Consider the following 18,072-nt stretch of genomic DNA (forward strand, 5'->3'; position numbering starts at 1 on the left):
TACCCGCTTAAGATAATTAATAAAGACGTGTAATTTCCGCGATCTCGCGTTACCAGCAGTCCTTTTTAAATAAGAAATTACTTTACGGTGAGAACGAATCTCAATTGTTTGTTTATTTTTTATCATTACGTCGCATGTTCGATGTCAATCATTGATGCGAGTAATTTAAAGTGGGTCAACTATAAGTTATGTGAAGGAATACTTCAGTTTTTATCAGTCCAGAAAAAGACTAGTTCGGGCTTGCGCCATGATTGACAGGCAGGCTCACCCCTGCCCGTACTTCTCCAACAGCGCCTCAGCAATCGCCTGCGTTTCGGCATCGGCAACGCCGTTCCATAGCGTCGGGCGGAAATGCATCTGGAACGCCATCACCACGCGCTGCTGCTCACGTGCGGTCATGTCAGGCTTCACCTCATAACCATAACGCGACAACAGGCCCAGCAGTGATGCCATCTCAACAGGGGCGTTCGGTGCCCGTCCGGCAAGATAGAAATTGACCCGCTGCGCATCAGGCCAGGCGCCAATCCCCTGCTCTGCCAGCGCCTGCCAGGGAAACCGCGGGCCGGGGTCGTCTTTTCGCTGCGGGGCGATGTCCGCATGCGCAACCACGTTCTGCGGCTTAATGTCATAACGGGCGATAATGTCTTTCGCCAGCGGTATCAGTGCCTGAATCTGCGCGGGTTCAAACGGGGAAAAATATTTTTCACCCGCCGATTTTTGCCAGCCGCGATTTTCCAGTTCAATGCCAATTGAGGTGTCGTTAATGCGCGTCGCACCGCGCCAGAAGCTGATGCCCGCATGCCACGCCAGATCCTGCTCCGGTACCAGTTGCCAGATACGCGGTATACCCCGATGTAACGGCGGCACCGCCGGGATCAGATAATGCGAGCTGACGTTTTTATCCGTCAACGTCGCCAGCGAGCCATCGAAATCATCCGCCGTATAGTGGATCACTAACACTTTGATGCGAGGATACGCCGCCTGCGCCTGATGACGGGTATCGAGCTGGTAGCCTTCTCTGTCAACGATCCCCTTTTCACCCGTACACCCCGTTAACAGCAGTGCCAGGGCCACCAGCCACAGCCATGTCTTCATCGGCGGGTTTTCACCGCGGTCCCGCTCACGCTGACCATCAGCATGCTGCTGTCTTTGCCGACCGTTTCGTAATCGATATCAATGCCGACCACCGCGTCAGCGCCCAGCGCTTTCGCCTGTTCACCCAGTTCTGCGAAGGCAATCTCACGCGCTTTACGTAACTCTTTTTCATAAGCGCCTGAACGACCGCCGACGATATCGCGAATACCGGCAAAAAAGTCCCGGAAGATGTTCGCGCCCAGAATGGCTTCGCCGGTGACCACACCGCAGTATTCCACGATGCTCTGTCCTTCAAGCGTGGGGGTTGTCGAAAATTGCATGATGTCTCTCCTGGTTACATTCAGCACATTATCAGCGCCATACACTATCATTGAAAGGATATAATTGATTATCGTAGATGACTGTTATCTTAGAAGACTCATGGCAGAAAGCTTATAAGGAAATCACTATGCGCTATTCGAAACTCTCCCTGCTTGTCCCCTGTGCGCTGCTGATCAGCGCCTGCACCACCGTCACGCCAGCCTACAAAGACAATGGGCCGCGTACGGGTGCCTGTGTGGATGGCGGCCCGGACAGTGTGGCTCAACAATTCTATGACTATCGTATCCAGCACCGCAGTAATGATATCACCGCCCTGCGCCCTTACCTGAGCGACAACCTGGCGAAACTGCTGTCGGATGCCAGTCGGGACAGTGCGCATCGTCAACTGATGAGCAGCGATCCGTTCTCCAGTCGCGCAACGCCGCCGGACAGCGCCAGCGTTGCCAGCGCCTCGACCATACCGAATAGTGATGCACGCAACATTCCGCTGCGCGTTGCACTGAAACAGGGCGATAAGAACTGGCAGGATGAAGTGCTGATGATCCGCGAAGGTCAGTGCTGGGTCATTGATGACGTGCGTTATCTGGGCGGCAGCGTGCATGCCCCTGCCGGTACGCTTCGCCAGTCGGTAGAAAACCGTTAATCCCGCCGCTTTACCGCGATAAAAAACGTAACCCCCGTAAATTGTCTGGCATTCTGCATGGAATGCCGACAATTGTTCTTACCGCGCTTTGCCCTCGCTATTTTGTGCTATGTTTAAGGGGAAATGCGCGCTATATTTAACTTTTAAAGCATAAATATTGCATAACTATTCTGTCAAAGGTACTATCTGCGGCTTCAATAGCTATCAGACGGCCAGTATACGAGTATCAATGAGTATTCAATTAAACGGCATTAACTGCTTCTACGGCGCGCATCAGGCGCTGTTCGATATCACGCTGGATTGCCCGCAGGGTGAAACACTGGTGTTACTGGGTCCAAGCGGGGCCGGTAAAAGCTCACTGCTGCGGGTACTCAATCTACTAGAGATGCCGCGTTCAGGTACGCTCAGCATTGCGGGAAACCAGTTCGACTTCCGCAAAACGCCGTCAGATAAAGCGATTCGCGAACTGCGTCAGAACGTCGGAATGGTCTTTCAGCAATACAATCTGTGGCCGCACCTCACCGTGCAACAGAACCTGATTGAAGCGCCCTGCCGCGTGCTGGGCCTGTCAAAAGATCAGGCGTTAGCCCGTGCGGAAAAACTGCTGGATCGCCTGCGTCTGAAACCTTACAGCGATCGTTTTCCGCTGCATCTTTCCGGCGGTCAGCAACAGCGTGTGGCCATTGCCCGTGCGCTGATGATGGAGCCGCAGGTGCTGCTGTTTGATGAGCCCACCGCCGCGCTGGATCCAGAAATCACCGCGCAAATCGTCAGCATCATTCGTGAACTGGCGGAAACCAACATTACACAAGTGATCGTGACGCACGAAGTGGAAGTGGCGCGTAAAACCGCCAGTCGCGTCGTGTATATGGAAAACGGTCATATCGTCGAGCAGGGTAATGCAAGTTGCTTTGCCGACCCGCAGACCGAAGCATTTAAAAACTATCTCTCTCACTAAGATTCGGGACAACACAATGAAAAAAGTTCTGATTGCCGCGCTTATCGCAGGCTTTAGCCTTTCTGCTACAGCAGCCCAGACCATTCGTTTTGCGACCGAAGCGTCCTATCCTCCGTTTGAATCGATGGACGCTAATAACAAGATTGTCGGCTTTGATGTCGATCTGGCCAATGCGCTGTGTAAAGAGATCGACGCGACCTGTACCTTTACCAACCAGGCGTTCGACAGCCTGATTCCCAGCCTGAAATTCCGCCGTTTCGATGCGGTGATGGCCGGGATGGATATCACGCCTGAGCGTGAAAAACAGGTGCTGTTCACCACCCCTTACTATGACAACTCCGCACTGTTCATTGGTCAGCAGGGTAAATTCGCCAGCATTGATCAGTTGAAAGGTAAGAAAGTGGGCGTGCAAAACGGCACCACTCACCAGAAATTCATCATGGATAAACACCCGGAAATCACCACGGTTCCGTATGACAGCTACCAGAATGCGAAACTGGATCTGCAAAACGGCCGCATTGACGGCGTATTTGGTGATACGGCGGTGGTCACAGAGTGGCTGAAAGACAATCCGAAGCTGGCCCCGGTTGGCGACAAAGTGACGGATAAAGATTACTTCGGCACCGGCCTCGGCATCGCCGTCCGCCAGGGCAACGCGGAACTGCAGCAGAAATTCAACACTGCGCTGGAAAAAGTGAAGAAAGATGGGACTTACGAGACCATCTATAACAAATGGTTCCAGAAGTAAGCCTTGATGAACGAATTTTTCCCACTTGCAAGCGCCGCCGGGATGACCGTCGGCCTTGCCGTTTGTGCACTGATCCTCGGCCTGGCGCTGGCGATGCTGTTCGCCGTCTGGGAGTCAGTGAAATGGCGTCCTGTCGCGTGGACGGGTTCCGCGCTGGTCACCATTTTACGCGGCCTGCCGGAAATTCTGGTGGTGCTGTTTATCTATTTCGGCTCCTCTCAACTGCTGCTGATGCTCTCTGATGGCTTTACTGTCAACCTGGGCGTGGTGCAGATCCCGGTACAAATGGAGATCGAAAACTTCGACGTCAGCCCCTTCCTGTGCGGCGTGATTGCCCTCTCTCTGCTCTACGCGGCCTATGCGTCACAAACGCTGCGCGGCGCGCTGAAAGCCGTACCGCTGGGTCAGTGGGAGTCCGGTCAGGCGCTGGGACTGTCGAAGACCGCCATTTTCTTCCGGCTGGTGATGCCGCAGATGTGGCGTCACGCGCTGCCAGGGCTGGGCAACCAGTGGTTGGTATTGCTGAAAGATACTGCGCTGGTAAGCCTTATCAGCGTCAACGACCTGATGCTGCAAACCAAGAGCATTGCCACGCGAACTCAGGAACCGTTTAACTGGTACATTATTGCGGCGGCGATCTACCTGGTGATTACGCTGGTGAGTCAGTACATTCTCAAACGCATTGACCTGCGTGCGACACGTTTTGAGCGGAGACCGGGCTGATGCTTGAGTATTTACCTGAACTGCTTAAAGGGCTGCACACCAGCCTGACGCTGACGGTAGCGTCCATTGTCGTCGCCCTGATTCTGGCGCTGATTTTTACTATCGTTCTGACGCTTAAAACGCCGGTCGTGGTCTGGCTGGTTCGTGGCTATATCACACTGTTTACCGGTACCCCGCTGCTGGTGCAGATTTTCCTGATCTACTATGGACCGGGGCAATTCCCGACGCTGCAAGAGTATCCGGTTCTGTGGCATCTGCTGCTGTGCGCGCTGATTGCGCTGTCGCTCAATAGTGCAGCCTATACCACGCAGCTGTTCTACGGCGCGATCCGCGCAATTCCGGAAGGCCAGTGGCAGTCCTGCGGCGCGCTGGGGATGAGCAAGAAAGACACGCTGGCGATCCTGTTGCCATATGCCTTTAAACGCGCCCTCTCCTCGTATTCCAACGAAGTGGTGCTGGTGTTCAAGAGTACCTCTCTGGCTTATACCATTACCCTGATGGAAGTGATGGGATACGGTCAGCTGCTGTATGGTCGCACCTACGATGTGATGGTGTTCGGCGCAGCGGGCGTCATCTACCTGCTAGTCAACGGCCTGTTGACGTTAATGATGCGTCTTATCGAGCGCAAAGCGCTGGCTTTCGAACGCCGCAACTAAGCATTATATTGCATAAAACACAATTCAAAAGACGGACAAGTTTATAACCTGTCCGTCTTTTTTTATTTTCATAAAAATAGTTAATCATTTTTATTGCATACAAATTCAATTACTGGCATTGTAAATCCATGCCGCAGAAACGGCGCTTCATCATAACGGGAGTCCAACCATGAAAAAGTTAGTTCTGGCCGCATTACTTGCCTCTTTTGCCGTCGGCGCCTCTGCCGCTGAAAAAATCAGCTTCGGCGTCTCTGCGACCTATCCACCGTTCGAATCTATGGATGCGAATAACCAAATCGTCGGTTTCGACCTCGATCTGGCAAAAGCCTTGTGCAAACAGATGCAGGCAGAATGTACTTTCACCAACCATGCGTTTGACAGTCTGATCCCGGCACTCAAATTCAAGAAATATGACGCGGTGATTTCCGGTATGGATATCACGCCGGAGCGGAGCAAGCAGGTGGCGTTTACAGCCCCCTACTATGCCAACTCGGCGCTGGTAATTTCGAAGAAAGGGACTTACAAAACTTTTGCCGATCTGAAAGGCAAACGTATCGGGATGGAAAACGGCACCACCCACCAGAAGTACTTGCAGGATAAGCATCCGGAAGTGAAAACGGTGGCCTATGACAGCTATCAGAATGCGTTTATCGACCTGAAAAATGGCCGTATTGATGGCGTGTTCGGTGATACCGCGGTGGTGAACGAATGGCTGAAAACCAACCCACAACTGGGGCCAGCAACCGAGAAAGTAACCGACCCGCAGTACTTCGGCACTGGTCTCGGCATCGCGGTTCGCCCGGACAACAAAGTGCTGCTGGAGAAACTGAATGCGGCACTGGTGGCCATTAAAGCTGACGGGACTTACCAAAAAATCAACGATCAGTGGTTCCCACAGTAAGTCGAGTCGCTGGTGGTAGAATGCCTGATGACGCTACGCTTATCAGGCCTGGAATATCTGCACCGCTCGTAGGCCGGATGAGGCGCCAGCGCCGCCATCCGGCAAACCGTGACTAGTCCCTCAACAACAATGTCAGCACTTCATAATGCGCGGTATGTGGGAACATATCGAACAGCTGTACCCGTTCAATACGGTAGCCCGGCAACGCGGCAATGTCTTTTGCCATCGTCTGCGCATTACAGCTGGAATAAATAATGCACTGCGGCGCCATCTGTCCCAGATAATCGCAGAGCGGTTTGCCGATACCGCGCCGCGGCGGATTCACCAGCACCAGTTCCGGCACCGCCCCTTGCCCGGTGGCAAATTGCGTCGAATCCAGCGCCTGAAAATGAAGATTGGTTAAGCCCAGTTCCAGCGCAGATTGTCTGGCACAGGCAATGGCTTCCGGCGCGATTTCAATTCCAGTCAACTGCATGTCCGGCGTCGCGCAGTGCAGGCCAAAACCACCAACGCCGCAGAACAGATCCCACATGTGGTTCACCGGCAGTTGTCGCACCCAGTCACGCGCTGTTGCATACAGCTGGCTTGCCACCGCCGGATTGGTCTGGAAGAAACTTTGTGGACGGATCCACAGCGGCACGTCGTTAAACCGCTCCGCCAGCGCCTGCTGTTCGGTCAGGAAGATTTCCGTCTCCCCTTCCATAATCGCCATATGCACCGGCTGGAGATTAACGCTGATGACCTTCAGCTGCGGCAGTTGCGTCTGCAACCACGGCAGTGCAGCGCGTAACTGCGCCAGTTTGCTTTCGGAACGCAGCACAAAGCGCAGCATCATACCGCCATCAAACTGGCTTTCCGTCAGCAGGAGGTACTTCAGTTCCCCACGCTTGCGCGCCACGTTATAAGGGGTTAATCCGGCGCGCGCAATAAACGGTTTCAGCACGGCAAACACTGGCGCAAACGAGGCGGGATAGAGCGGGCACTCGCACAAATCTTCCGGCGTCCCGTCGCGATGCAGCATCCCCAGCAGCGGTTTCTCCACGCTGCCACTGACCACCATTTTCGCTTTATTACGAAACGCCTTTTCCGGGCCGCTGACCGGTGCGCACCATTCTCCGACCGAAAAACCGGCAAGCAGATTTTTCAGATCGGCGGTTTTGGCGGCGTGTTGCTCGTCAACGGGCTGCGTTATCCACTGACAGGAGCGACAGCGACCGGCGTCATAGAGTGCGCACTGCATACAGAAACCTTTATCTAAACAGGGGCGAGGATTATACACATTATTGTAAGCGGAAGAAGCGACGACTGGCCGCGGGCACAAACAGTAATAACAGCACCAGCATATCGGGCAATTTTTGCATCACCAGCGTACGCAGAATCTCCCGCTTTGACTCACCGGCAATGCTGAACAGCTCGGGATAGCCGTAGCCCAGCGAGGCCGCCCACAAATAGCCTGCGGCAATCACCTGAGTGAGGAGATATAGCCACCGCGCCCAGTTACGCCCTTTCACCAGTGAAAATGCGCAGCCTATCTCAACAAACACCAGCACCAGACTGCCCAGAAAAACCAGCGTCAAATTCCAGGTTTGTACGCTGCGATGGATAAACTCAACCAGTCCGCGGACGCCGAGCGTGTTAAAGATCATCAGCAGGTCGAGCCCACGGATCATAATAATGGCGAGCGCCGCCACCTGAACCAGCGCAGGCACGTTCAGGCGGGCATGTGATGAGGATGATTTTTTAAAAAATCCCAACGAGTCGTCTTCCATGAAAACAATGCCGCGACGAGCGCGGCATTGTGTAGCCAGGTTGACCGATTTTAGTGTCTTCAGTCGCGTCTTGCACGTTGGATATCGCGGATCCGCTGTTTTTCCGTACGAGCCATCAGATACCAGGCGATAAAACCGACAATTCCGACTACGCCGAGGATCAGCGTCGCCAGGGCGTTGATTTCCGGATTAACGCCCATCCGCACGCTGGAGAAGACCAGCATGGGTAACGTGGTTGCGCCCGGCCCGGAGACAAAGCTGGCAATGACCAGATCGTCCAGCGACAGCGTGAACGCCAGCAGCCAGCCGGAGACCACCGCCGGCATAATCATCGGCAGCGTTATCACAAAGAACACCTTCAGCGGCGTCGCCCCCAGATCCATCGCCGCTTCCTCAATGGAGCGATCCAGTTCGCGCAGGCGAGATGAAATCACCACCGCCACATACGCCGTACAGAACGTGACGTGCGCCAGCCAGATGGTCAACATTCCACGATCCGACGGCCAGCCAATCGCGTGGCCCAGCGCAACAAAGAGCAGCAGCAGTGAGAGCCCGGTGATCACATCGGGCATGACCAGCGGCGCGGTTATCATAAAGGCAAAGCCGTTCGACCCGCGAAAGCGGCCAAAGCGCACCATCACCACCGCGGCAATGGTGCCGAGTATCGCCGCCATGGTCGCTGCACAGGCGGCGATAGTCAGACTCAGCCCCACCGCGCTCATCATCGCGCTGTCGCGGAACAGTTCACCGTACCAGCGCGTTGACCATCCTGCCCACACCGTGACCAGTTTGGAACTGTTAAACGAATAGATGACCAGCATCAGCATCGGCGCATACAGGAAAGTAAACCCGAGCACCAGAATCACAATACGCCAGGGTGAACGAATTACCGGTAAGTTGTTCATCCGTGGACCCCTCCGCTTTTTTGCTGATGTTTGTGGAACCACATAATCGGTACGATCAACAGCAGCAGCATGACAATCGCGACCGCAGACGCCACCGGCCAGTCGCGGTTGTTAAAGAACTCTTGCCACAGCACGCGCCCAATCATGATGCTGTCCGGCCCGCCGAGCAGTTCCGGGATAACAAACTCCCCAACCGCCGGAATGAACACCAGCATGGAACCGGCAATAATGCCGCCTTTGGTCAACGGGACAATCACGCTAAAGAAGGTTTTCAGCGGGCGCGCGCCCAGATCCAACGACGCTTCCACCAGCGAATAGTCAATCCGCGTCAGTGCGGTATAAATCGGCAGCACCATGAACGGCAGATAGGCGTATACAATGCCGATATACACCGCCAGATTGGTGTGCAGAATGGTCAACGGCTGGTCGATCACCCCCAGCCACAGCAGAAAGTTATTCAGCACGCCATTATTTTTCAGGATCCCCATCCACGCATACACGCGGATCAGAAACGAGGTCCACGATGGCAGGATCACCAGCAGCAACAGAATATTACGCGTTGACGGCTTGCTGTGCGCCACCGCCCACGCCAGCGGATAGCCCAGCAGCAGACAACAAAGCGTCGAAATCCCTGCCACCTGTAGCGACTGCAAATAGGCGTCAAAGTAGAGCGGATCGTCCGTTAGCTGTAGGAAGTTACCGAGATTAAGGGTGACAGACAGTTGGCCGTCGGCCCACGCCATCAGTTCGGTATACGGCGGGATCGCCCGCGCCATTTCCGCGAGACTGATTTTAAAGACGATCAGAAAAGGCAGCAGAAACAGCAGGATAAGCCAGACATAAGGCAGCGCAATGACCAGCTTGCGCCCGTGTTTCATCTGCACGCGCGCCAGCCAGAGCGTAAAGCCGCCCGGCTTTTCCACGCGTGCCGGAGGTTCAAGTGTACTCATCTTCGCTCCTTAAACCGTCAGCACCACACAGCTGTCCGCATCCCAGCACAAACGCACCTCATCGCCCCAGGTCGGCAGACCTTTGCGATAACGGTGGGCATTCTGCAACTGAGCACTGATCATCTGTCCGCTTTTCAGGCGAACGTGATAAATGGAGAGATCGCCAAGATAGGCAATGTGCACCACTTCTCCCACGGCGAAGTTAAATCCGTCGGCGGGCGGCTCGTCGCACAGCATGATTTTTTCCGGGCGCAGCGCCACGTGCACCGGCACGTTGTCCACCACCGACGCATCCGGATCGACCTTCAGTGGATGCACCAGACCTGGGGAATACAGCACCAGACCGTCATCTTGCCGCTCTTTGATAACCCCCTCAAAAACGTTGACCGAGCCGATAAACTCCGCGCTGTAGCGGGTGGTCGGATGCTCATAAATCTCTTCCGGCTCACCGATTTGCACGAACTTGCCACGGTTCATGATGGCAATACGCCCGGCCATGGTCATCGCCTCTTCCTGATCGTGCGTCACCATCACGCAGGTCGCGCCGACGCGCTCAAGAATATCGACCACTTCAAGCTGCATACGGTCACGCAGTTTTTTATCCAGTGCGCCCATCGGCTCGTCGAGTAACAGGAGTTTGGGACGTTTTGCCAGACTTCGCGCCAGCGCCACGCGCTGACGCTGACCGCCGGAAAGCTGATGCGGTTTGCGTTTGGCGAACTCCTGCATATGCACCAGACCCAGCATCTCTTCGACCCGGCTGGCGATTTCCGCTTTCGGCAGTTTGTCCTGCTTCAGACCAAAGGCGATATTCTGTTCCACCGTCATATGAGGAAACAGCGCGTAGGACTGAAACATCATGTTGATGGGCCGCAAATAAGGCGGCACCTGGGACAGGTCGACGCCGTCCAGCATGATTTGTCCGGTAGTGGGTTGTTCAAACCCTGCCAGCATGCGCAGCAGCGTGGATTTTCCACAGCCGGATGCGCCCAGCAGGGCAAAGATTTCGCCTTTATAAATAGTCAGACTCACGTCATCAACCGCGTGCTGACCGTCGAAAGATTTGGTCAGATTGCGGATTTCGAGGAGCGGCGTCAGCGCTTTACGGGTTTTCGCCTGCGGGCGTGGGGTGGCATCATTCACGGGGTGCTCTCCGGCAGAAACAAATCATGGTGCAAACGCACCCAAAAGGTGCGTTTTGCCGGGCAGCGCAGCGCATACCCGGCGCTTCAACGGCGGATTATTTACCGCTCTTCACCTTGGTCCAGGCACGCGTACGGACGCGGTCAATCTTCGGATCCTGAACTTTCAGGGTAAACATTTTCGCGCGCACGTCGGCTGGCGGATAAATGCCTGGATTATCACGCACTTCAGGGCTCACCAGCGCCGTCGCCTCTTTGTTAGCATTGGCGTAGAACACGTGGTCAGAGATATGGGCAATCACGTCCGGGCGCAGCAGATAGTTGAGGAACTGATAGGCCTCGTCTTTATTTTTAGCATCTGCCGGCATCGCGAAGACGTCAAAGAAGGCCATTGCCCCTTCCTTCGGAATTGAGAAGGAGATATTGACGCCATTTTTCGCCTCTTTCGCCCGGTTAGCCGCCTGCCAGACATCCCCTGCCCAGCCAATCGCCACGCAGGTATCGCCGTTAGCCAGGTCGTTGATGTATTGCGAGGAGTGGAAGTAACGGATATTCGGACGCAGCTTAAGCAGCAGATCGGTGGCAGGCCCCGTGTAATCGTCCGCTTTGGTGCTGTTCGGATCTTTACCCAGATAGTTCAGCACGGTAGCAAACACCTCTTCCGGCGCATCGAGGAAAGAGACGCCGCAGCTCTTCAGCTTTTCGAGATTTTCCGGCTTCAGCACCAGATCCCAACTGTTGACGGGCGCATCAGCACCGAGTACCGCTTTCACTTTATCGACGTTATAGCCAATACCAGTGGTCGCCCACATATACGGCATGGCGAATTTATTGTCCGGGTCATGTTTGGCGACCAGTTTCAGCAGTTCCGGATCGAGGTTTTTCCAGCCCGGTAGTTTGCTCTTATCCAGCGGCTGAAAGACACCTGCCGTCAACTGACGCTCAAGGAAGCTCGCGGAAGGCACCACCAGGTCAAAACCGGTGCTGCCTGCCATCAGTTTGCCTTCCAGCACTTCGTTGGAGTCAAAGACGTCATAGACCACTTTGATACCGGTCTCTTTCTCAAAATTAGCCACCGTATCCGGCGCTATATAATCAGACCAGTTATAGATATGGAGTGTTTTTTGTTCCGCAGCGAGCGTGCCGACAGAGACGGCCATCAGAGCACCCGCAACCAGACCCGATAGCCATTTTTTATTTAAGGCGGTCATAATCTCTTTCCTTATCAAAGTTCGTTAACAAACGAACCAAAAAGTTGCACTCAATGCTATGCAAGAAACGTGCATAGTTTGTCATTCGGCAAAAACCAGGAAGAGTGGACGCTCCCCCGACCGTTATTGCTCGCTGTAATTAAGCTTCGCAAGAATAACTTTAGCCAGGGTTTCAGGCTATAGCCCAGATTAAAAAACGCCTTTTATCAATTTTTTATGCAATTTACGTCTATGTGATAAAGCGAAACGGCGGGAAAGGAGGTGAATAATTCTTTAAAGAAAGGTTAAATGCAGAATAAAAGAACGTAAACCGCAGCCGCTCTGGCAGCGACTGCGCTATACGGTCAGACTTCAAGTTGAAATCAGTGAAGAAAATGGTTCTCAGCGCTACTTTTTTGCGTGTCTTCTTCGGCGGTAAACAGCATCTGGTGCGCGCCTGCTTCCAGAATGACCATGGATATCTGCTCTTCGCTCTGGCGTACGAACCATTCAAACTGCGCGTAAGTCACCCCCTGCATAACGGATAAAGACTGGCAAACCACCAGCTTTGGCAGATTATCATCCTGCATATCCAGAAACGCTTTTACGGTGAGGGAACTGGCATTAATGGCAGACAGATCCGCCGCCAGTGGCAGTAACGCAGAAGGCCTCACTTCCGCCATCGCAGAAAACAGCAGCGTATTGTCGACGAGATCTAATTTTGCATCATAGATGCCGTCAAAATTTTGCATGTGAGGTAAATGCAGTGCCTGACAGGTATCACATTCAAAAAAACTCATGCCCAGGTCGTCGAGCCATTGCCGCAACGTATCCAGAGTGGGAACGACCAATTCTGTCATAATAATGTGCTACCTCTTACGATGAAAAAATACCGGCACAGCTTACGCAAAAAGCGTTCGTCATTCCACGATCATCGGCGATATTAAGACTAGCCGCCCGTTTTGAGACAAAATTCAGCCGTCGCGTGGCGTTCGATCCACTGAATCATCCGCCCGGCGATATCGATGCCGGTGGTTTTTTCGATCCCTTCCAGACCCGGAGACGCATTCACTTCCATCACCAGTGGGCCGCGCTCGGCGCGTAAAATATCGACACCGGCGACGTCAAGCGCCATCGTCTGTGCGGCTTTTATCGCAATCTCTCGCTCACGGGGGGTAATGTTGGCAATGCAGGCCACGCCGCCGCGATGAAGATTAGAGCGAAAATCGCCGTCCTTCGCCCGCCGTTCAATGGCGGCAACCACCTCGTCACCCACCACCAGGCAGCGAATATCGCGACCTTTGGCCTCTTGAATATATTCCTGCACCAGAATATGGGCGTTAAGCCCCCGAAAGGCATCCACGACACTCTCAGCGGCCTGACGGGTTTCTGCTAACACCACGCCAATCCCCTGCGTTCCTTCCACCAGCTTCACCACCAGCGGCGCACCGCCGACCATATCAATCAAATCGCTGGTGTCATCGGGCGAGTGCGCAATGCCGGTAATCGGGAGATCGATGCCCTGCCGCGCCAGCAACTGCAACGAGCGCAGTTTATCGCGCGCGCGGGTAATCGCCACGGATTCATTTAGCGGATAGCTACCCAACATCTCAAACTGGCGCAGCGCCGCCGTGCCATAAAAGGTGATAGCCGAGCCGATTCGCGGGATGACGGCATCAAAATGAGGCAACTTGCGTCCTTTATAGTGAATCGAGGACGCAGCCGGATTGATGTTCATATAGCAAGAAAGCGGATCGAGTATTTCGACCAGATGGCCACGCTTCATCGCTGCTTCACGTAGGCGCTTACACGAATAGAGCGTTCCATCCCGGGACAATATGGCAATTTTCACCCTGCACCTCTCTACATAACCCGATCAAAATCCCGTGTATCATACACAGCGGTGGAATTTTTAGCGCGTGGCCCAACCCTGTTTATGCAAATATTCCAGGATAAAAGGACGATTTTCCTTAATCAGTGTGCGGCGGATATGATCGCTCCAGGTGTCACGACGGGTATTGCTGCCGCGGCTGAGATAATATTGCGCGAGCTGTTCGTCATAGTCTGCCAGCGCATCCTTGTCGAGCGGCTGATAGTGGTTCTCGTGCATCACAATCGCCGCAGGCAGGCGCGGTTTCAGATCCGGGTTATCGGCAGGCCAGCCCAGGCACAGTCCAAACAGCGGCAATACGTGTTTTGGCAGCGCCAGTAATTCGGTGACGGACTCGATATTATTGCGCAGCCCTCCGATATAGACACCGCCCAGCCCCAGCGATTCCGCCGCCGTCAGCGCGTTTTGCGCCATCATCGCGGTATCCACCACCCCCAGCAGCAGCTGCTCTGCAAGACCTAATTGCGCTTCAGGGCAAATCTGCAGATGGCGATTGAAATCCGCGCAGAAGACCCAAAACTCAGCAGCCTGCGCGACGTGCTGCTGTCCCCCGGTTAATGGCACCAGCGCGTCACGTAGCGCCGGATCCGTAATACGAATTATTGACGTGCACTGCAAAAAACTGGAGCTGGACGTCGCCTGAGCGGCGGCCAGAATCGCCTCTCGCTGTTCAGACGTAATCGGTTGATCGGTGAAATGACGAATCGAGCGGTGATGACGCAGAAGGTTAATGGTTGGAGTCATTCTCTTTTTCTCTGTCTGAATGGGATGAATTGGATGGGGCCTTCATTAGCTGTGGGGCGAGCCGCTGCGCGACTTGCCAGACAAACGCCAGCGCGGCGGGGATCATCAACAGTACACCCAGAAAAAGCATGACAACGACCGCGAGCGAGGTGTTAAACGGTGCGGGTAGTGTCAGGTAGTGGTTCAGCGACAGCAAAGCCAGCGCCAGAAGCACCATCCCCACTATTTCCAGGATCAATACACTTTTCGGTAACGCGCCAATTGTACGCACAGGAAGCCCTCTTTTGTGAGACATAGTGTAAGGCGTTCAGCGTGAATGTATTTAACAGATATAGACTAAATGTATTGAAGTAAAAGGTGCAACCTACTGTTCAAGGCTGACGATTGGCGTCATCATAGCAGTCATTCGCCGTCAGGCTTTGAGTTCGAGGAGAGAGACTACAATGTTCACCGTTATTTTTGGTCGCCCGGGTTGCCCTTACTGTGTTCGCGCAAAAGAACTGGCAGAGAAACTGAGCAACGAGCACGAAGATTTCAACTATCGCTACATCGACATCCACGCGGAAGGTATCACCAAAGCGGATCTGGAAAAGACCGTTGGCAAACCGGTTGAAACTGTACCGCAGATTTTTGTTGATCAGAAACACATTGGCGGTTGTACCGATTTTGAAGCCTGGGCGAAAGAGAATGTGAATCTGTTTGCTTAACCGCAGTGACAGATGCAAACACGCCCTCTCAGGAGGGCGTTCGTTACTTTAACGCTACCGCGGTCTGAACAGACTGCTGATGAACAGGAAACACAAGGCACCCAGCGCACACCAGAACACCGCGCTGAATAACCATGCCATCTCCTGCCACAGCGAGCGAGTGGGCGTAAAGAAAAACCGCATGAGTAGCAGGCAACAAGGCGCTGCAACCATCGCACCGAGAAGCGGTTTGACTATTTCCCGACGTTGAGAGCAGTAGCTGGCCACCGCACCTGGCAACGTAAAAAACAGTAGCCCCATTTCTGGATGCCCGGTTGCCCGGAATGCCCCCCTCATGTGCATTGCCAGTGAAAGGCAGACGACCACAAAGAGCACAAAGCAGCAGACCGCGCTTGCCCAACCATGTTTATATTTCAATCATTTCTCCTGACACTGTCTCTATCAAGCACACTTTTCGCCAATGGCGTCCAGTCAGATAAAGCCGTTCAGCATTCCGTGCTAAAATACGCCAACACGATTCTTATAGCCGTTGATACGTAATGAGATTAAACTAGCCAAATATATTGTTGTGTTGCTTATATTCGGGGTGTGGATATGTCACAATCCCCTTAATTGATGGCAAAAACAGTAGCCCAAATTACTATTTCTTTCAACAGCTTACTCGTAAACAAGAAGTTAGTCTCCGTGAATATAAACGTCGCCGATTTGTTAAATGGGAATTACATCCTGTTATTATTTGTTGTACTGGCTCTTGGCCTGTGTCTCGGTAAATTGCGCCTGGGTTCTGTCCAACTGGGTAATTCCATTGGCGTTTTAGTCGTCTCTCTCTTATTAGGGCAACAGCATTTCACTATTAACACCGATGCACTAAATCTGGGCTTCATGCTGTTTATTTTTTGTGTCGGCGTCGAAGCGGGTCCTAACTTTTTTTCCATTTTTTTTCGGGATGGGAAAAATTACCTGATGTTGGCTCTGGTAATGGTCGGCAGTGCGCTGCTGATCGCCCTGGGGCTGGGTAAGCTGTTTGGCTGGGACATCGGCCTAACGGCCGGTATGCTGGCTGGCTCAATGACGTCCACCCCGGTTCTGGTCGGTGCTGGCGATACGCTACGCCATTTTGGGATGGAAAGTGCACAGCTTTCCCGGGCGCTGGATAACCTGAGTCTGGGCTATGCGCTAACTTACCTGATTGGTCTGGTCAGTCTGATCGTCGGCGCACGCTATCTGCCTAAATTACAACATCAGGATCTGCAAACCAGCGCCCAGCAGATTGCCCGTGAACGCGGTCTGGACACCGACACGAACCGGAAGGTGTACCTGCCGGTCATTCGCGCTTACCGTGTCGGTCCTGAACTGGTGGCCTGGACCGACGGAAAAAACCTGCGTGAGCTTGGCATTTACCGCGCGACCGGTTGCTATATTGAACGCATCCGGCGCAATGGTATTCTGGCAAACCCGGATGGCGATGCGGTATTGCAAATGGGCGATGAGATTGCGCTCGTCGGTTATCCGGATGCCCATGCCCGTCTCGACCCCAGCTTTCGTAACGGCAAAGAGGTCTTCGACCGCGACCTGCTCGACATGCGGATCGTTACAGAAGAGATCGTGGTGAAAAACCACAATGCAGTGGGACGCCGTCTTGCCCAACTGAAGCTCACCGACCACGGCTGCTTCCTGAACCGCGTGATTCGTTCGCAGATTGAAATGCCAATCGATGACAACGTGGTACTCAATAAAGGCGACGTATTGCAGGTCAGCGGCGACGCGCGTCGCGTGAAAACAATCGCAGACCGTATCGGCTTTATCTCAATTCACAGCCAGGTGACCGATCTGCTGGCCTTCTGCGCATTCTTCATTATTGGTCTGATGATCGGCATGATCACCTTCCAGTTCAGCAACTTCAGTTTCGGCATTGGTAATGCGGCAGGGTTGCTGTTCGCCGGGATCATGCTGGGCTTCCTGCGAGCCAACCATCCCACGTTTGGTTACATCCCGCAGGGCGCGCTGAATATGGTGAAAGAGTTCGGCCTGATGGTCTTTATGGCGGGCGTTGGCCTAAGCGCGGGCAGCGGCATCGGCCATGGTCTGGGGGCGATCGGCGGTCAGATGCTGATTGCCGGGCTGGTCGTCAGTCTGGTGCCGGTGATCATTTGCTTCCTGTTCGGTGCCTATGTTCTGCGCATGAACCGGGCACTCCTTTTTGGAGCCATGATGGGAGCTCGTACCTGCGCACCGGCGATGGAAATCATTAGCGATACCGCGCGCAGCAACATTCCAGCACTCGGTTACGCAGGCACCTACGCGATAGCCAACGTACTGCTGACGCTGGCTGGGACACTCATCATCATCATCTGGCCAGGCTTAGGATAAAACTGAAGTTGCCCCTTAAGCGAAAATTTTTTGCAGATACGTAGAACTTTTCCTCAAGGCGTCAGTCATAACTATTGCCACTGCTTTTCTTTGATGTCCCCAATTTGTGGAGCCCATCAACCCCGCCGTTTTGGTTCAAGGTTGATGGGTTTTTTGTTGCCTGAATTTCGGGGCCTTTAAAATCAACTCATGAGAGCACTACTTCGGTACGAGTAGCGACAAAATGGCGGCTGCGCTACGACATCCAGGGCAGTTCTGGTCCGGAAGGACCGTAGAGATAGCTACCACTGTTCCAAAACTTCCTGCCATGCTTAGGCGCATAAATGTAATTACTGCTTATCCAGAATTTCTCAGACCAT

Annotated in this window: 21 protein-coding genes; 8 read left to right on the forward strand and 13 right to left on the reverse strand. The window is 53.7% G+C overall.

What is annotated here, in order from left to right:
• Nucleotides 1-264: 264 nt before the first annotated feature.
• Nucleotides 265-1,095 (reverse strand): N-acetylmuramoyl-L-alanine amidase, encoded by an 831-nt coding sequence (locus OGY35_RS16375; RefSeq protein ID WP_286632828.1) that lies wholly within the window; start codon nt 1,093-1,095, stop codon nt 265-267.
• The gene (locus OGY35_RS16380; protein WP_042320310.1) at nt 1,092-1,415 is read right to left on the reverse strand and encodes a heavy metal-binding domain-containing protein; all 324 of its coding nucleotides are present in this window, start codon (nt 1,413-1,415) and stop codon (nt 1,092-1,094) included. Before OGY35_RS16380 ends, OGY35_RS16375 begins: the two co-directional genes overlap by 4 nt.
• A 128-nt stretch (nt 1,416-1,543) precedes the next feature.
• Between OGY35_RS16380 and OGY35_RS16385 the strand changes: the two genes are divergently transcribed.
• The 6 genes from OGY35_RS16385 to artJ all read left to right on the forward strand — a co-directional run bounded on the left by OGY35_RS16385 (nt 1,544) and on the right by artJ (nt 6,045).
• Nucleotides 1,544-2,059, forward strand: coding sequence for a lipoprotein (locus OGY35_RS16385; protein WP_286632829.1), 516 nt, complete (start codon nt 1,544-1,546; stop codon nt 2,057-2,059).
• A gap of 229 nt (nt 2,060-2,288) precedes the next feature.
• Nucleotides 2,289-3,017 (forward strand): arginine ABC transporter ATP-binding protein ArtP, encoded by a 729-nt coding sequence (artP, locus tag OGY35_RS16390; RefSeq protein ID WP_152405295.1) that lies wholly within the window; start codon nt 2,289-2,291, stop codon nt 3,015-3,017.
• Between the two features lie 16 nt (nt 3,018-3,033).
• Nucleotides 3,034-3,765, forward strand: coding sequence for an arginine ABC transporter substrate-binding protein ArtI (artI, locus tag OGY35_RS16395; RefSeq protein WP_152405296.1), 732 nt, complete (start codon nt 3,034-3,036; stop codon nt 3,763-3,765).
• Between the two features lie 6 nt (nt 3,766-3,771).
• Nucleotides 3,772-4,488: an arginine ABC transporter permease ArtQ gene (gene artQ, locus OGY35_RS16400; RefSeq protein ID WP_046477814.1), complete on the forward strand. Its 717-nt coding sequence runs from the start codon at nt 3,772-3,774 to the stop codon at nt 4,486-4,488.
• Complete coding sequence (gene artM / locus OGY35_RS16405; RefSeq protein WP_286632830.1) at nt 4,488-5,144, forward strand: arginine ABC transporter permease ArtM; 657 nt, start codon at nt 4,488-4,490, stop codon at nt 5,142-5,144. Before artQ ends, artM begins: the two co-directional genes overlap by 1 nt.
• Nucleotides 5,145-5,313: 169 nt before the next feature.
• Entirely contained in the window at nt 5,314-6,045 is a 732-nt protein-coding gene (artJ, locus tag OGY35_RS16410) for an arginine ABC transporter substrate-binding protein ArtJ (RefSeq protein ID WP_152405298.1), read from the forward strand.
• A 112-nt stretch (nt 6,046-6,157) separates the two neighbouring features.
• On the opposite strand, the gene rlmC is transcribed toward artJ, so the two are convergent.
• The 10 genes from rlmC to OGY35_RS16460 all read right to left on the reverse strand — a co-directional run bounded on the left by rlmC (nt 6,158) and on the right by OGY35_RS16460 (nt 14,907).
• Nucleotides 6,158-7,285, reverse strand: coding sequence for a 23S rRNA (uracil(747)-C(5))-methyltransferase RlmC (rlmC, locus tag OGY35_RS16415; protein ID WP_286632831.1), 1,128 nt, complete (start codon nt 7,283-7,285; stop codon nt 6,158-6,160).
• 40 nt (nt 7,286-7,325) lie between these two features.
• Nucleotides 7,326-7,814, reverse strand: a complete 489-nt coding sequence (locus tag OGY35_RS16420) for a YbjO family protein (RefSeq protein WP_152405300.1) — start codon at nt 7,812-7,814, stop codon at nt 7,326-7,328.
• 59 nt (nt 7,815-7,873) lie between these two features.
• Nucleotides 7,874-8,719 carry a putrescine ABC transporter permease PotI gene (gene potI / locus OGY35_RS16425; RefSeq protein WP_042320333.1) on the reverse strand — a complete coding sequence of 282 codons (846 nt, stop codon included), beginning with the start codon at nt 8,717-8,719 and terminating at the stop codon, nt 7,874-7,876.
• Nucleotides 8,716-9,669 carry a putrescine ABC transporter permease PotH gene (gene potH / locus OGY35_RS16430; RefSeq protein WP_286632833.1) on the reverse strand — a complete coding sequence of 318 codons (954 nt, stop codon included), beginning with the start codon at nt 9,667-9,669 and terminating at the stop codon, nt 8,716-8,718. The genes potI and potH overlap by 4 nt, the downstream gene beginning before the upstream one ends.
• Nucleotides 9,670-9,678: 9 nt before the next feature.
• Complete coding sequence (gene potG, locus OGY35_RS16435) at nt 9,679-10,812, reverse strand: putrescine ABC transporter ATP-binding subunit PotG (RefSeq protein ID WP_152405302.1); 1,134 nt, start codon at nt 10,810-10,812, stop codon at nt 9,679-9,681.
• 97 nt (nt 10,813-10,909) lie between these two features.
• Nucleotides 10,910-12,022, reverse strand: a complete 1,113-nt coding sequence (potF, locus tag OGY35_RS16440; RefSeq protein WP_152405303.1) for a spermidine/putrescine ABC transporter substrate-binding protein PotF — start codon at nt 12,020-12,022, stop codon at nt 10,910-10,912.
• A 362-nt stretch (nt 12,023-12,384) separates the two neighbouring features.
• Nucleotides 12,385-12,861: a type III secretion system chaperone family protein gene (locus tag OGY35_RS16445; RefSeq protein ID WP_286632834.1), complete on the reverse strand. Its 477-nt coding sequence runs from the start codon at nt 12,859-12,861 to the stop codon at nt 12,385-12,387.
• A gap of 89 nt (nt 12,862-12,950) precedes the next feature.
• Nucleotides 12,951-13,853 carry a 30S ribosomal protein S6--L-glutamate ligase gene (gene rimK / locus OGY35_RS16450; RefSeq protein WP_046477799.1) on the reverse strand — a complete coding sequence of 301 codons (903 nt, stop codon included), beginning with the start codon at nt 13,851-13,853 and terminating at the stop codon, nt 12,951-12,953.
• A gap of 60 nt (nt 13,854-13,913) precedes the next feature.
• The gene (gene nfsA / locus OGY35_RS16455) at nt 13,914-14,636 is read right to left on the reverse strand and encodes a nitroreductase NfsA (protein ID WP_286632835.1); all 723 of its coding nucleotides are present in this window, start codon (nt 14,634-14,636) and stop codon (nt 13,914-13,916) included.
• Nucleotides 14,620-14,907, reverse strand: a complete 288-nt coding sequence (locus OGY35_RS16460) for a DUF1418 family protein (RefSeq protein ID WP_152405306.1) — start codon at nt 14,905-14,907, stop codon at nt 14,620-14,622. The genes nfsA and OGY35_RS16460 overlap by 17 nt, the downstream gene beginning before the upstream one ends.
• Nucleotides 14,908-15,079: 172 nt before the next feature.
• On the opposite strand from OGY35_RS16460, the gene OGY35_RS16465 reads away from it, so the two are divergent.
• Nucleotides 15,080-15,343, forward strand: coding sequence for a GrxA family glutaredoxin (locus OGY35_RS16465; RefSeq protein WP_152405307.1), 264 nt, complete (start codon nt 15,080-15,082; stop codon nt 15,341-15,343).
• A 54-nt stretch (nt 15,344-15,397) separates the two neighbouring features.
• On the opposite strand, the gene OGY35_RS16470 is transcribed toward OGY35_RS16465, so the two are convergent.
• Nucleotides 15,398-15,760 (reverse strand): inner membrane protein YbjM, encoded by a 363-nt coding sequence (locus OGY35_RS16470; protein ID WP_152405308.1) that lies wholly within the window; start codon nt 15,758-15,760, stop codon nt 15,398-15,400.
• Between the two features lie 267 nt (nt 15,761-16,027).
• On the opposite strand from OGY35_RS16470, the gene OGY35_RS16475 reads away from it, so the two are divergent.
• Entirely contained in the window at nt 16,028-17,713 is a 1,686-nt protein-coding gene (locus tag OGY35_RS16475; protein WP_046477790.1) for an aspartate:alanine antiporter, read from the forward strand.
• Nucleotides 17,714-18,072: the final 359 nt, after the last annotated feature.

This window comes from Citrobacter sp. Ct235, assembly GCF_030332305.1.
Lineage (GTDB): Bacteria > Pseudomonadota > Gammaproteobacteria > Enterobacterales > Enterobacteriaceae > Citrobacter_A > Citrobacter_A telavivensis.